The sequence below is a fragment of the Pseudomonas sp. UV AK001 genome, assembly GCF_046097675.1.
Taxonomy (GTDB): domain Bacteria; phylum Pseudomonadota; class Gammaproteobacteria; order Pseudomonadales; family Pseudomonadaceae; genus Aquipseudomonas; species Aquipseudomonas kribbensis.
Window position 1 is genome coordinate 213,400 of sequence record NZ_JBJUVZ010000003.1, and the last position, 12,943, is coordinate 226,342.

11 protein-coding genes are annotated in these 12,943 nt (G+C 61.0%); 1 reads left to right on the forward strand and 10 read right to left on the reverse strand.

Annotated elements, in window-relative coordinates; translation table 11 throughout:
* Nucleotides 1–169: 169 nt before the first annotated feature.
* From ACKLNA_RS11950 to ACKLNA_RS11990, 9 genes are all read right to left on the reverse strand, one after another.
* Nucleotides 170–1,096, reverse strand: coding sequence for a glutamate/aspartate ABC transporter substrate-binding protein (locus ACKLNA_RS11950; protein ID WP_085709739.1), 927 nt, complete (start codon nt 1,094–1,096; stop codon nt 170–172).
* Nucleotides 1,097–1,360: 264 nt separating this feature from the next.
* Nucleotides 1,361–2,629: a tryptophan permease gene (gene mtr, locus ACKLNA_RS11955; RefSeq protein ID WP_408985975.1), complete on the reverse strand. Its 1,269-nt coding sequence runs from the start codon at nt 2,627–2,629 to the stop codon at nt 1,361–1,363.
* Nucleotides 2,630–2,698: 69 nt separating this feature from the next.
* A complete protein-coding gene (locus ACKLNA_RS11960; RefSeq protein WP_408985976.1) occupies nt 2,699–4,036 on the reverse strand; it encodes an amidase family protein in 1,338 nt (445 codons plus the stop codon).
* Between the two features lie 31 nt (nt 4,037–4,067).
* Nucleotides 4,068–5,768 carry an NAD(P)/FAD-dependent oxidoreductase gene (locus ACKLNA_RS11965; protein ID WP_408985977.1) on the reverse strand — a complete coding sequence of 567 codons (1,701 nt, stop codon included), beginning with the start codon at nt 5,766–5,768 and terminating at the stop codon, nt 4,068–4,070.
* A gap of 28 nt (nt 5,769–5,796) precedes the next feature.
* Complete coding sequence (locus ACKLNA_RS11970; protein WP_408985978.1) at nt 5,797–6,279, reverse strand: aromatic-ring-hydroxylating dioxygenase subunit beta; 483 nt, start codon at nt 6,277–6,279, stop codon at nt 5,797–5,799.
* Nucleotides 6,260–7,534, reverse strand: a complete 1,275-nt coding sequence (locus ACKLNA_RS11975; RefSeq protein WP_408985979.1) for an aromatic ring-hydroxylating dioxygenase subunit alpha — start codon at nt 7,532–7,534, stop codon at nt 6,260–6,262. The genes ACKLNA_RS11970 and ACKLNA_RS11975 overlap by 20 nt, the downstream gene beginning before the upstream one ends.
* 40 nt (nt 7,535–7,574) lie before the next feature.
* Complete coding sequence (locus ACKLNA_RS11980; RefSeq protein WP_408985980.1) at nt 7,575–8,507, reverse strand: PDR/VanB family oxidoreductase; 933 nt, start codon at nt 8,505–8,507, stop codon at nt 7,575–7,577.
* A complete protein-coding gene (locus tag ACKLNA_RS11985; RefSeq protein WP_114885232.1) occupies nt 8,504–8,920 on the reverse strand; it encodes a DUF4440 domain-containing protein in 417 nt (138 codons plus the stop codon). The genes ACKLNA_RS11980 and ACKLNA_RS11985 overlap by 4 nt, the downstream gene beginning before the upstream one ends.
* Nucleotides 8,901–10,268, reverse strand: coding sequence for an MFS transporter (locus ACKLNA_RS11990; protein ID WP_408985981.1), 1,368 nt, complete (start codon nt 10,266–10,268; stop codon nt 8,901–8,903). Before ACKLNA_RS11990 ends, ACKLNA_RS11985 begins: the two co-directional genes overlap by 20 nt.
* Nucleotides 10,269–10,374: 106 nt before the next feature.
* Between ACKLNA_RS11990 and ACKLNA_RS11995 the strand changes: the two genes are divergently transcribed.
* The gene (locus ACKLNA_RS11995) at nt 10,375–11,262 is read left to right on the forward strand and encodes a LysR family transcriptional regulator (protein WP_408986124.1); all 888 of its coding nucleotides are present in this window, start codon (nt 10,375–10,377) and stop codon (nt 11,260–11,262) included.
* 56 nt (nt 11,263–11,318) lie between these two features.
* On the opposite strand, the gene glpD is transcribed toward ACKLNA_RS11995, so the two are convergent.
* Nucleotides 11,319–12,857: a glycerol-3-phosphate dehydrogenase gene (gene glpD, locus ACKLNA_RS12000; RefSeq protein WP_408985982.1), complete on the reverse strand. Its 1,539-nt coding sequence runs from the start codon at nt 12,855–12,857 to the stop codon at nt 11,319–11,321.
* Nucleotides 12,858–12,943 lie beyond the last annotated feature (86 nt).

The following is a 12,943-nucleotide window of genomic DNA, read 5'->3' on the forward strand; positions in this document are numbered from 1 at the left end:
GATGTACAAGTGCCCGCCTGGGGAAGATCCTTTCCCGTCTGACGTTGAACGTCAGGCACACGCGATCGGCTCGAAAACCACCAGGTCGAGTGTTCCAGTTGAAACCAGCAGGTATTAACTGTCGCCCGAGGGAGGGTTGGCTCCCTCAGGTGACAAGGTTAGATCAGTGTCAGATTTTTACGTCTGGCGCAGGCTTGTCGCTCGGATTGGCGATCAGCTCTTTAACCTTTTCGCTCATCGGGAAGTTCAGGTTCAGACCCTTCGGCGGGATCGGGCTCTCGAACCACTTGCTGTAGATCTTGTTGATCTCGCCGGACTTGTAGAGCGCGACGATGGCGTCGTCTACAGCCTTCTTGAAGGCGGGATCGTCTTTACGAACCATGCACGCGTAGGCTTCGAAGGACTGTGGAGTACCGGTGATGACCCAGTCGTCCGGCTTCTTGGCTTTGGCTTCTTCGCCGGCCAGCAGGGCGTCGTCCATCATGAAGGCAACAGCGCGGCCGCTTTCCAGCATCTGGAAGGATTCGCCGTGGTCCTTGGCGGAGATGACGTTCATGCCCATCTGCTTGTCAGCGTTCATCGCCTTGATGATGCGCTCGGAGGTGGTGCCGGCGGTGGTCACGACGTTCTTGCCTTTCAGGTCGGCAAAGTCAGCGTAGGACGGCTTGCCTTCCTTGTCTTTCTTGACCAGCAGGCGGGTGCCGATTTCGAAGATGTTGACGGTGAAGTCGACCTGCTGGGCGCGCTCGGCGTTGTTGGTGGTGGAGCCGCACTCGATGTCCACGGTGCCGTTCTGCACCAGCGGAATACGGGTTTGCGAGGTGACCAGGTTGTACTTGGCGTTCAGGTCAGGCTTGTTAAGGTCTTTTTTCAGGGCTTCGACGATAGCGACCTGAATGTCGTGGGAGTAGCCCACAGGTTTGCCCGAAGCATCGGCGATGTAGGAGAAGGGAATGGAGCTGTCACGATGCCCGAGGGTGATGGTGCCCGAGTCGTTGATCTTCTTAAGGGTGCCGGTGAGCTCGGCAGCGAAAACTGGTGTGCTGATCAGAGCGGCAGCAATGGCTGCGCCCAGGATATGGGGAACGATGCGCATCAAATTTTCCTCGACATTGTTTTTTTTATGGAGCCGGTTGAGCGGGCCCTTTTGTGCTTCGAATGCCTGACGGCTCCTGTTGTGCTGGCGCAACAGGCATTCGTCGAAGGAGTGTAGAGCATGAGTCGTGCCAGACCAGTTGCAACAAGTTAACTGATTGATTTTGCTGGTGATTAAAGTTTTGTGATGGTGTTTTTCAGCGATTCTGATCCGGTTATCCGAACCGACCGACAGGTCGCGTTCGGAAAACCGAATGCCGGCGATTCAGCGCCAGACCGGCAGCAGGTCCAGGGTGAACAGCAGGTGCGCGACCGCGCAGATCACGCCGAAAAACAGCACCAGAGCGATCATTGGCGTCCCGCCCCAGACCCGATAGAGCGGGCTGCCAAAGCGTTTGCGCGAGGCCCGGGCCAGCAGTGCCGGGGTGATGACGGCCCAGAGCGTGGCGGCCAGCCCGGCGAAACCGATGGCGTGAATGAAGCCTTCCGGCCAGAGAAACCCGCAGAGCATCGGTGGCAGGAAAGTCGCGGCAGCGGTCCGCAGGCGGCCCATGGGCCGATCGTCGAAACCGAGCACGTCGGCCAGATAGTCGAACAGGCCCAGGGTCACGCCGAGAAACGAGCAGGCCACGGCGAAGTTGGAGAAGAAAGTCAGCAGCAGGTCGACATTGGCGCTGTCCAGGCGTGAGCCCAGAGCGCTGATCAGCACGTCGATGTTGCCGCCACGCTGGGCGATGCCCTTGAAGGCTTCGCGCTCAATGTTGCCCATGCTGCACAGCATCCACACCAGATACAGGCCCAGTGCGATCAGCGTGCCGCCCAGCAGGCAGGCACGGATTCGCTTCGGGTCCTTGCCGAAATGCTTCATCAGGCTCGGCACGTTGCCGTGGAATCCGAACGAAGTCAGGCAGAAGGGCAGGGTTACCAGCAGATAGGGCCAGTAGCTGGTGGTGCCGCTGTTCAGGTCGAACAGCGTGGCCGGTTGTACATGGCCGAGCAGGCCGCCGAAGGTCAGAAAGAATGCCAGGATCTTTGCGCCGAACACCACGGTGGTCATCCGGCTCACCGCCGAGGTGCTGAGCCAGACGATGAACGCCACCAGCACGGTAAAACCCAGCCCGCCGGCACGCGGTGACAGCGAGACACCCATGGACTGCACGGTGTGATGGATCACTGAACCGCTGGCGGAAATGTAGGCGTAGGTCAGGGTGTAGAGCACGAAGACGATGCTCAGGCCGTTGATCCGGTTCCAGGTACGACCCAGCAGATCACGGGTGATGGTCGAGAAGCTCGCGCCTTCGTGGTAGTTGAGGTTGGCCTCGAGAATCATCAGGCCCGAATGCAAGGTGCAGAACCAGGCAAACACCAACACGGCGACCGACCCGTAAAACCATAGCCCGGACATGACCACCGGCAGGGAAAACATTCCGGCGCCGACGATGGTTCCGCCGATGATCATGGCGCCGCCCAGGACCGAGGGCGAGCGTTCGAGTGCGGCGGGGGAAGGGGATGAAGCAAGTGACGTGGCACGCATGGCTGGGCCTGCATTGATTTTGTTATGGAAGGTTCGATCCGGCTCGCCCCTTGTCGGGGCGAGCCGTGCTCATCGAATGTTCAGCAGGGGGGACAACCGGCTCACGGCCTGCAACAGAAATCCGTCCTGCCCCGGCAATGCGTCGAACGACAGGCCCACCGGCAGCGAACCCTTCGCCGCCACCGGCACGGTCATGCTCGGCGCTGCGAGGTTGCTGGCCGGATCGGTGTTGCGCACGAACCGCTCGAAATGGCTTTCATCCGCGCAATCAGCCAGCAACGGCGCACTGCAACTGACCGTCGGATAAGCCATCAAGTCCAGCTGGTGGCGACTGAACAGTTGCCGGTACTCCTGCTCCAGCCGGACCTTGCCCATCAAGGCCTGCACATAGTCGGTGTAGGAGATCGCCGGGCTTTCCAGCTGTGCAGTGAGGATTTTCTTGATCCCGGGATCGCCGATCCGCGCCAGGATGTCGAGGAATTCTCCACCGCGGCCTTCCTTCATCAGGAACCGTGGAAAGTCGATGAAGAATTCGTAGATCGGCAGCGGGAACTGAATGCACTCGTTGATCTCGCCGATCACCGTATCGTCGACCGCAACGATTTCCATGCCGGCGCCGGCGAGCGCGTTGATGGCGGCGCGGCAGTCGCGGCTGACGTTGTTGTCCAGATCGGCCCAGAGGAAGCGTTCGGGAATACCGATGCGCAGCGCACGATCTTCGGACAGCGCCGGCAGGTGCCGGCCGGTCAGGTGGCCGTGGACGAACCGGCAGTCTTCCACCGTGCGCGTCAGCAGGCCTGGTGTGTCCTTGGTCTGCGAGACCGGGACGATGCCGTCGGCCGGGTATTCGCCGGTCGTCGGGCGCAGGCCGACGACGCCGCAGAACGCCGCGGGGATGCGCACCGAGCCGCCGGTATCGGTGCCTACCGCGCAGGGCACCAGCCCGGCGGCGACAGCGGCGGCACAGCCACCGCTGCTGCCACCGGCGCCATGCAGCTCGCTGGCCGGGTTGATGACCGCACCGTAGGTGTGATTGGCCGACGTCACGCCGAACGACAGTTCGTGCATGTTGTTCTTGCCCACCACCCGAGCGCCCAGTTGCTTGAAGCGCGCCACGATACCGGCGTCGTGCTGCGGCCGGTAATCGGCCAGGCCAGGGGTGCCGGCGGTGGTCGGCATGCCGCTGACATTGATGTTGTCCTTGAAAGACACCGGCAGTCCGTACAGCGGCGCCAGGCGATCCGCGTCCGGCGTGTAGGCGAACGTCGCGGGGTCGAACGTGATGAAACTGTGCAGATGCTGCGCCCGCTCATGGCGCTCGCGCAGGGCCTGCTGCCAGGTGTCGAGGCAGAGCTCGCCACGGCGAAATCCGTTGACGAGCTGTTCGATGGAAAACTGTCTGTACATGGAAAGTCTCGGCGAAATGAAAGGGACGCAATCAGCAGTAGCGGTACTGCGGAACCAGCCCGTCGAGCGGATTGCCGTCGATCAGGTCGCCACCCAGGCTGCTGATGACCGAGCAGGCGGCGTTCAGGGCCGTCTGGATCGAACCTTCGGCCCAGCCGCCGGTGAACGAAGCGCCGCAGCCCGCCAGGTAAAGGCCGGTGTCCTGACGCGGATCGAGAGCGGTGCGGAACTGATAGAACAGACGCTCGGAATAGATGTCGTCGCCGGGGAAATTCAGCTTGAAGGCGCCGAGGGCATGCTTGTCGGTCAGCCAGTCGTATTCGAGCACGTAGCGCTGGTAGTCGCCGTTGAGCGGGATCAGGTGGCGGGCGAATTCCGGCGCGCTCATCGCCAGCTCGTCCACCAGGCGCAGGCAGCGCTGCACTTTGTCGGTCATGGAAACCATCTTGTGCGAGTCGTCTTCCCAGGTGTAACTGATCAGCACCACGCCCCAGGAGTCCGGGTCCTGTGGCGCGTAGTCCAGGCAGTACACGCCCTTGACCAGGGTGTCGGTCTGGATGTTCTGCGCCAGGCCGTGTTTGAGCCAGAACTTGTCCCTGGTCAGGATGAACAGCTTGGAGGATCCGACCATGTGGGTTTCGTTGATGGCCCGGGCCACGTCGCGATTCACGAACGCCTGGTTCTGGGTGAGCTTGAGGTTGACCTGCAGGGCGCGGGTCGTGGTGGTGGTGATCACCCGGTCGCAGGCGTAGGTTTCACCGTTGCTGCCGGCCAGCAGGATCTGTCCGTCGGGGCCCTTGTTGATCGATTCGATGCGGGTACGGCAGATCATGTCGCGCAGTTGCATGCCGTTGAACCGGGTGTCGGCGATCAGCTCTGCCAGCGAGGAGATGCCGTTCGGCACCAGCCGCTGATTGACCTCCAGCGCGTTGACCACCAGCCGCAGAATCTCGGTGAACGAGGCGCGATAGACCGACTGGAAACCACCAGAGCCGATACCCAGCGAGCCGAACAGGTGGAAGTCTTCCGGTTTGCGCCAGACCTTGCCGCCCGGCGGGTTCTTGCTGGTGAAGATGCGCACCATCGCCGAGTAGAAAGAGCTGTCACCGAAGCAGTCCAGATAGCGTTGCCATTCCGGCTGCACTTCGCAGTAATTCTGCTGCTTGAGCAGTTCGGTCAGCAGCAGCGGCGGGGCAAGGCTGGTGCCGTCGTCCAGTACCGCGCCTTCGCGCAGAAAGGCATTCCAGCCCTGATGCACGGTGCTGAACAGCGCCGGCGGCGGTTGCATCGCGGCCCAGTGATGGGCCTCGCCACGATAATGCAGTTCGGTATCGACCACCCCCGGATCGGGAAAGGCTTCGGTGGTCTGGATGCCGAACTTGTTGAGGTAATGGAACAGCCCGACCTCGCTCGGTGGAAAGCGCATGGCGCCCATTTCCGCGATGAACTGCGGTTGTTCTTCATCGAAGCATTGAGTCAACAGGCGACCGCCGATGTGGCTTTCTTCAGCCTCGAACAGGGTCACGCGACGGGCACCGGCACGCAGCAGTTCATAGGCCGCCACCAGCCCGGTCAGGCCGGCGCCGACGATGCCGATGTGTTTTTCCGCCGTGAGTGCCGGCAGGTTTCCGATGGCCTGGTCGGCGTTGCGCAGGAACTGACCGTAATCGTAGAGCAGGTCGACATAGGGGAAAGACAGGCACGCGGTATCCTGGCTGGCAGGAATGTTCATGGAGTTCACAGGGGTAATTCTCGGTCGGTCAGATGATGAGCTGCAGGCTTTCGAGGGCGCGGTCGGGGTTGAGCAACAGGATCTTCTTGCCCTGGATTTTCCACTCGCCGCCGAGGTTGATCAGGCGATGTTCGACGGTGGCGGGGTAATGCCATTCGCGCTCGCCACGGGCTTCGCAATACAGCAGATTGCTGCTGGCGACGGCGCTGCAGGACGGCTCTTCAATCGTGATCCGGGGACGCTGGGCAATGTGCAGGCAACGGCTTTTCGGCTGTTGGGAAAAGTTGCGGGCATTGGCCAGGCGGTTGATGCGCAGGGTGGTCAGGAAGCGGTCTTCATACACCAGCGAGGATTCGTGCAGCGGGCTGCGCTGTTCGCGGGTCATCGGAATCCAGTAGGTGTAGTCATCACTCAGCAATTGCTGCCAGGCGTCGAAGTCCTGTTGATCGAGCAGGTGCATTTCGGTCTCGAGCAAACGCTCGATGGCCCGTTCAGTTTGATCGTGGTGCATGGTCGTCCCGCATCAGGTTTTGCCAGTTGTCGTAGAAGTTGCGCATCGCCAGTTCACTGGTGCCGGACACCACGCGGGTCTGGTCGTAGGTCTCGCCCGGTTCGAACAGGCGGGCAACGTTGACCCATTCGTTGGCGTCGCTGTGCAGGCCTTCCATGGCGCGCTCGTACATCTCCACGTCGTCATGGGCGACCATCGAGCATGGCGAGTTGATCAGGTTGTTGTATTGCACGGTGCGTTCCAGCAGTTGCACCGGGGCGCCCTGCAGTTCGAAGATCCACGACTCGACGATGGTTTCCTGCGCACTCACCGGGCGGATCACCCGCAGCGTCTGGATCGGGCCCTTGACCATCAGGTTGGGGAAATACACGGTGTTGTGCCGGGTATCGTCGAGAATGGCCCGGGCCTGGTCTTCGCCGTAGCTTTCCACCATCAGCTCCCAGTAACCGGGAATGCCCGTGTAGGCCTTGTGGATCGAGTTGCTGACCCCGGTGTGTCCGTGGCCGTTGGGCCAGACGCGGATGCCCATGCCGGCGAAGAATTCATACGAGGCCATGAACGGCGAGAACAGTTCCACGGCCATCGGCGCAGGCTGGCTCTGGTCACCGGTTTCCTTCCACAGGCGAATGGCTTCGCCGGCCGAGGATTCGTGGGCGATCATCGGGTGGCAGGTATCGGTCTGGTTGTCGACGACCATCTTCCAGTTGCAGCGATGCTTGTGCAGCAGCGGCTGACCGACCACGCGCAGCTTGCCTTGCGGGGAGCGCATGACCATGTTGTCCAGCGTTGACAGCGACTCGCCGAAAAACTCGTCGAAACCCATGCCGGTTTCACTCAGGCGCACGAACACGAAACCGCGATAGTTGCGCACCGCCGCAACCGGCTGCATACCCTTGTGGGCCGAGCAACTGCTCAGGTCGCAGTCGTCGTATTCCTTTTTCACCGGGATGCTCAACAGCTCGCCGTCGGTCTTGAACGTCCAGGCGTGATAGGGGCAGCGCATGAAGCGGCCCACGTTGCCACGCGCTTCGGCCAGCACTTTCACGCCCTTGTGCGGGCAGCGGTTGTGCAGCACCACGATGTCGCCGTTCTTCTGGCGCACCATGGCCAGCGGCTGGGCGGCGAGGGTGGCGGTGAAGTAATCGCCGGTTTCGGGGATCAGGCTGTCGTGGCCCAGGTAGCACCAGCTTGCGGCAAAGACGCGTTGCTGTTCCTGTTCGAACAGTTGTTGATCAAGGAACAGAGACTTGTGCACTTCTCTGCCATTGAAATAGTTGTCCAACGGGGTGTCCTCTTCAGATCGCCAGCTTCAGGCGTGGGCTTTTCGCCCGGGAAACGCAGGGATAGATCCGTGCGCTGCAGGCCGCTTCTTGTTCGCTCATGATGAAATCCCGGTGCTCGACGTCGCCTTCCAGCACGTCCAGCGCGCAGACGCCGCACTCGCCGCGACGGCAGTCAGAGATCGGGTCCAGACCCGCGGCTTCCAGGGCTTCGAGCAAGGTCTGGTCGGGACCGACCTCGATGCTCACGGCGGAATCTGCCGCCTCGACCGTGAAACCCCGGGCGCCTTCATTCCGGGCGACGTTGAACACCTCCAGATGAATGCGATCGCGGGGCAGCCCGGCGGATTCGGCGTGGCTCAGGATGTCGTTGAGCATCGCCGCCGGGCCGCAGACGTAGAGCCGGTCTTCGGCGCACAGGTCAGCGAGTACCTGGTGAATCGCCGGGCGCTGGCCGGACAGGTGCAGGTTCATGCGGTCTTGCAGCAGTGAACGCAGATCTTCGGCGTAGGCCGCATCGTCGACGCTGCGGGCGAAGTAATGCAGGTGCGCCGAACGCTCCAGCTCGGTCAGATGCCGCAGGATCCCGGTCAGCGGAGTGATGCCGATGCCGCCGGCAATCGCGATGTCGCGACCGGTCCGGGTGTCGAGCGGGTAGTTGAAAGTATTGAACGGGCCTTCGAGCTGCACCTGGTCGCCGGCCGCCAGCGAGCGCAGGTACTGGCTGCTGGGGGAGTCGTCACTGAGGCGAATGGCGAAAGTGAAACGACCTTCGGCACTGTCGCCCAGCTCCACGGTGGAGTAATGACGCCATTCGCCCGAGGGCGCTATCAGCCATTTGAAGTGCCCCCCGGCATGGGCCGATTGCGGGGCGGCGGGAGCGCCGGTGACGGTGATTTCCTTGATTGATGCCGACAGCATCCGGCAATGGGTAACGGTGTAATTCATGCCGGGTTTTCCTGGGCCAGCGGCGTTTCGTGCAGGTACAGCCAGCGGGTGCTGTGCTGGTGCACGCGCAGGATCGCCACGGAAATGCGCGAAGTCTCGCGCTGGTTCTGGCGATGGGTTTCCTTGTAGCGCAGGGCGACGGTCGGGCCTTCGTGCCAGATCGTGTGCAGGTCGCTGATGTCGATCTCCAGGCCCGGACGGGCACCGACCGCACCTTTGAACAGTTGCTCGACCTGGGCCCGCCCGACCACGGCGGCCGAGGTGGTGACCATGCTGAAGTCTTCGCTGAAGACATCCATCAGTGGCGCGATGGCGGCTTCGCCGGCGCCGTCGGCATTGGTGAAGACACGATGAATCAGTTCATGCACGTGGTGGATGCTGTGGCGGGCTAGTTCAACCGGGTTGTTGTTCATGGCATTCCTTTGGAGGGTTCAGTTGGCTCATTTGAAACAGCGGGAACAGTCCGACCAGTGCAGCAATCGCGAACGTGGCGTGATAGGCCGGGGTCGAGTCGAACTGTTTGAGCAGCAGGTTGTAGATCATGAGGAACAGGGCCGCGCCGACGCTGAACGACATCTGCCGGTTGATGTTCCAGATCACACTGGCCTTGTGGGTTTCGCTGCCCTTGAAGTCCATCAGCGAGGTGGTTTGCGCGGTGTTGGCGCCGATCCCGCCGCCGATGCCCATCAGGCTGTAGGCGATCACGATCACCCCGATATCGGTCGGCGCATCCACCAGCATCAGGGTGGCGATGCCGGCGCTGTGGATCAGCATGCCGAGGGTGAACAGGCGCCGGGCGCCGATTTTGTTGTAGACCCGGCCGCAGGTGAGCATCGCGATGAATGCACCGATGGCGTAGAGGATCATGAACATGCCGGTGAGGCGGGCGCTGAAGTGCAGGGTGTTCTGCAGAAAGAAGATGCTCATCAGATTGACCCCGGTGAACACCCCGGGAATCGCGTAATAGATGAAGATCGAGGTGCTGAGCTTTTTGCTCTTGAGCAGGCTCAGGTCAATGATCGCGTCGCTCTTGCGACGGTAATGCAGCAGGTACAGCGCCACGAACATCAGGCCCGCCGCGACACAGGCAATGGCCTCGATGGCAGGATAGTCGCCGCCGTACAGCGACATGCCCATCAGCAGGCTGCCCAGCGCGGCACTGACCAGCAGCAGGCCGAGGATGTCCGGGCGCGCCAGGCTGGTCGGTCGGCTTTCGCGAATCCAGAACCACGATAATCCGGCGGCGATCAGCGAAAACGGAATGTTGCTGTAGAACACCCAGCGCCACGAACTGTTGTCGACGATGATGCCGCCGACGGTCGGCGAAATGGCCGGGGCGATCAGGGCCACGGCCATCACCAGGGTGGAGATTTTCGCCCGTTGCTCGCCCTGGAACAGGTTGAAGGTCAACGCCTGACCCACCGGAATCAACAACCCGCCACCGATGCCCTGGACGAAGCGCCAGATCACCAGTTCATGGAAGCTGTCGGCCAGGCCGCACATCCACACGGAACCGGTGAATACCAGCATCGAAGCGGTGAGAATCTCGCGGCTGCCGAAACGCCCGGCTAGCCAGGTGCTGACAGGAATGATCAGGGTCAGGCCGAGGATGTAGGCATTCGCCACCCAGGCCACCGAAGAACTGCTTACTTGCAATGTCGCCGATATGCTCGGTAATGCCACGGCGGACATGAATATGTTTATGCAGTCAATAAAAAAGCCGATCAGAAAGATCAGCGCGATCTTGTAGCGATAGTTCATTGTTGTTTCCTCTTTGTCGCAAAGCATAGGGGCGATGGACTTGGAGTGTCGATACGACTATCCTTGAAACAATGTTTGAAAGGATTAAACAGTGAACGCTACCGCCATGCATTCTCATCTGAATCGGGTTCAGACATTTCTCGCCGTGGTCGACTTCGGCTCTTACACCAAGGCCGCGAATTACCTGAGTATCAGCAAAGCCATGGCCAGCCTGCATGTCAAGGCGCTGGAAGAAGTTCTTTCGGCGACGTTGCTGATCCGCAATACCCGGAATATATCGCTGACTGAAATTGGTCAGGACTTTTATGAAGAGTTCAAGGGGATTGTCGCGGACATCGATAATGCCTTTGATAATGTTCTGAAGGGTAATAACCGGGTTTCTGGAAAGTTACGAATTAGTTCAACCAGTGAATACGGCGAGAAGTTCATACTTCCGTTGGTTCCATTGTTCAGCGAGCGTTATCCGGAAATTCGCCTGTGCTACAACTTCAACTCGTCACTGAATGATCTGGTGGCGGAAAAGCTGGATTTGGTGGTGCGTCTGGGCAATCTGGCGGATTCCGCCTTCAAGAGCCGCAAGCTGGCGGATTATCAAATCGTGCTGGTGGCGACTCCGGCGTTTGTCGAGCGTCACCCGGTGGCACAGCCGCAAGACCTGAACGGTGTGCCATGGATTGCCAACAGCAACTTGCAGGCGCCCACGCAATGGGTACTGCGCGATGATCGGGGAGGGACGGTGGAGGTCAATGGCACCAGCCATTTCGAATCCAATTCTTCCACGGCGATTCGCTCGATGACCTTGTCGTCGCTAGGTGTCTCGGTGCTGCCGGGCTGGGTGGTCGAGGACGATATCGCCAGCGGACGGCTGGTTCGCCTGTTGCCGGCGTATACGTTGCCTTCTCAGTCGATCAACGTCGTATTTCCCAATACCGCGCATCTGCCGCACAAGTCGCGGGCGTTTATCGATTTCCTCCTGCTGCATCTGGCGCAGTAACGCAAAAAGCCCCTGAATCGTGAGATTCAGGGGCTTTGGTCAATGCGGCTTGAAGATCAGGCCGCTTCGATCTTGCTGCGGTTCTGCTCGACCTGGCTCAGGTACGCCGCCAGTTTTTCCTGTTCGGCCGGGGTGGTGAACAGGCCCAGCTTGCTGCGGCGCCACAGGATGTCGTGAGCGGTGGTGGCCCACTCTTCGGCGCACAGGTAGTCGACTTCACGGGTGTAGAGACCGCCGCCGATGTGTTCGCCCATGTCGGCCAGGCTGTCCACGCCTTCGAGCATGCGCCAGGTGCGGCTGCCGTAGGTGGTGGCCCAGCGGCGGGCGATTTCGCTCGGGACGAAGTCGAACTTGTCGCGGATCAGCGCGCTCAAGGCCTGCGGCGTGGTCATGTCTTCGCCGCCCGGCAGCGTGGCGCTGGCGGTCCAGCTCGGACGCATCTGGGTGAAGAACGGCATCAGTTGTGCCATCGCCGACTCGGCGAGTTTGCGGTAGGTGGTCAGCTTGCCGCCGAACACCGACAGCAACGGTGCTTCTTCGGTGCTGCCGGACAGCGCCAGGGTGTAGTCGCGGGTCACGGCCGAAGGGTTGTCGGATTCGTCGTTGCACAGCGGACGGACGCCCGAGTAGGTGTGCAGGATGTCGTCACGGCTGATCTGCTTCTTGAAGTGGGCGTTGACCACTTTCAGCAGGTAATCGGTTTCGCCGTCGGTGATCGCCACTTTGGCCGGGTCGCCTGTGTACTCGCGGTCGGTGGTGCCGATCAGCGTCAGGTTGTTCAGGTACGGAATGGTGAAAACGATGCGCTGATCTTCGTTTTGCAGGATGTGCGCGTGATCACCTTCGTACAGTTTCGGCACGATGATGTGGCTGCCCTGGATCAGGCGGATGCCATACGGCGACTCCATCTTCAGGTCGTCACGGATGAACTTGGCGACCCACGGGCCGGCGGCGTTCACCAGTGCCTTGGCGGTGATCGAGAACAGGCTGCCGTCGGCGCGTTCCAGGTTCAGGTGCCACAGGCCTTTGGCGCGGCGGGCGCTGACGCAACGGGTCTGGGTGTGCACATGCGCGCCTTTTTCACGGGCGGCCATGGCGTTCAGTACCACGAGGCGGGCGTCATCGACCCAGCAGTCGGAGTATTCGAAACCTTTGGTGATTTCGCTTTTCAGCGCGCTGTCGGCGCCGAACTTCAGGCTTTTCGAACCTGCGAGCTTTTCGCGCTTGCCGAGGTTGTCGTACAGGAACAGGCCGGCACGGATCATCCAGGCCGGGCGCAGGTGCGGACGGTGCGGCAGCACGAAGCGCATTGGTTTGACGATGTGCGGGGCCTTGGCCAGCAGCACTTCGCGTTCGGCCAGGGCTTCGCGCACCAGACGGAATTCATAATGTTCGAGGTAGCGCAGACCACCGTGGATCAGCTTGCTGCTGGCCGACGAGGTATGGCTGGCCAGGTCGTCCTTTTCGCAAAGGAACACCGAAAGACCGCGACCGGCGGCATCCGCTGCGATCCCCACGCCATTGATCCCGCCGCCAATGACGGCGATATCGTAGATCTCGGAGATAGGGGGCGTACGCAAGGTAGAGGTGGACATCGGCTGGCCTCGGGCTCTTTTGATTTTCTGTCTTGGAAATCGAACATGAATGTTCATTTGCGAAAATGGTAGCCCATAAAGACGCG

Bases quoted from the DNA above. Each gene is read 5' to 3' on its own strand.
- ACKLNA_RS11950 (WP_085709739.1), bottom strand. From the start codon at position 1,096: ATGCGCATCGTTCCCCATATCCTGGGCGCAGCCATTGCTGCCGCTCTG.
- mtr (WP_408985975.1), bottom strand. From the start codon at position 2,629: ATGCGTGCCACGTCACTTGCTTCATCCCCTTCCCCCGCCGCACTCGAA.
- ACKLNA_RS11960 (WP_408985976.1), bottom strand. From the start codon at position 4,036: ATGTACAGACAGTTTTCCATCGAACAGCTCGTCAACGGATTTCGCCGT.
- ACKLNA_RS11965 (WP_408985977.1), bottom strand. From the start codon at position 5,768: ATGAACATTCCTGCCAGCCAGGATACCGCGTGCCTGTCTTTCCCCTAT.
- ACKLNA_RS11970 (WP_408985978.1), bottom strand. From the start codon at position 6,279: ATGCACCACGATCAAACTGAACGGGCCATCGAGCGTTTGCTCGAGACC.
- ACKLNA_RS11980 (WP_408985980.1), bottom strand. From the start codon at position 8,507: ATGAATTACACCGTTACCCATTGCCGGATGCTGTCGGCATCAATCAAG.
- ACKLNA_RS11985 (WP_114885232.1), bottom strand. From the start codon at position 8,920: ATGAACAACAACCCGGTTGAACTAGCCCGCCACAGCATCCACCACGTG.
- ACKLNA_RS11990 (WP_408985981.1), bottom strand. From the start codon at position 10,268: ATGAACTATCGCTACAAGATCGCGCTGATCTTTCTGATCGGCTTTTTT.
- ACKLNA_RS11995 (WP_408986124.1), top strand. From the start codon at position 10,375: ATGCATTCTCATCTGAATCGGGTTCAGACATTTCTCGCCGTGGTCGAC.
- glpD (WP_408985982.1), bottom strand. From the start codon at position 12,857: ATGTCCACCTCTACCTTGCGTACGCCCCCTATCTCCGAGATCTACGAT.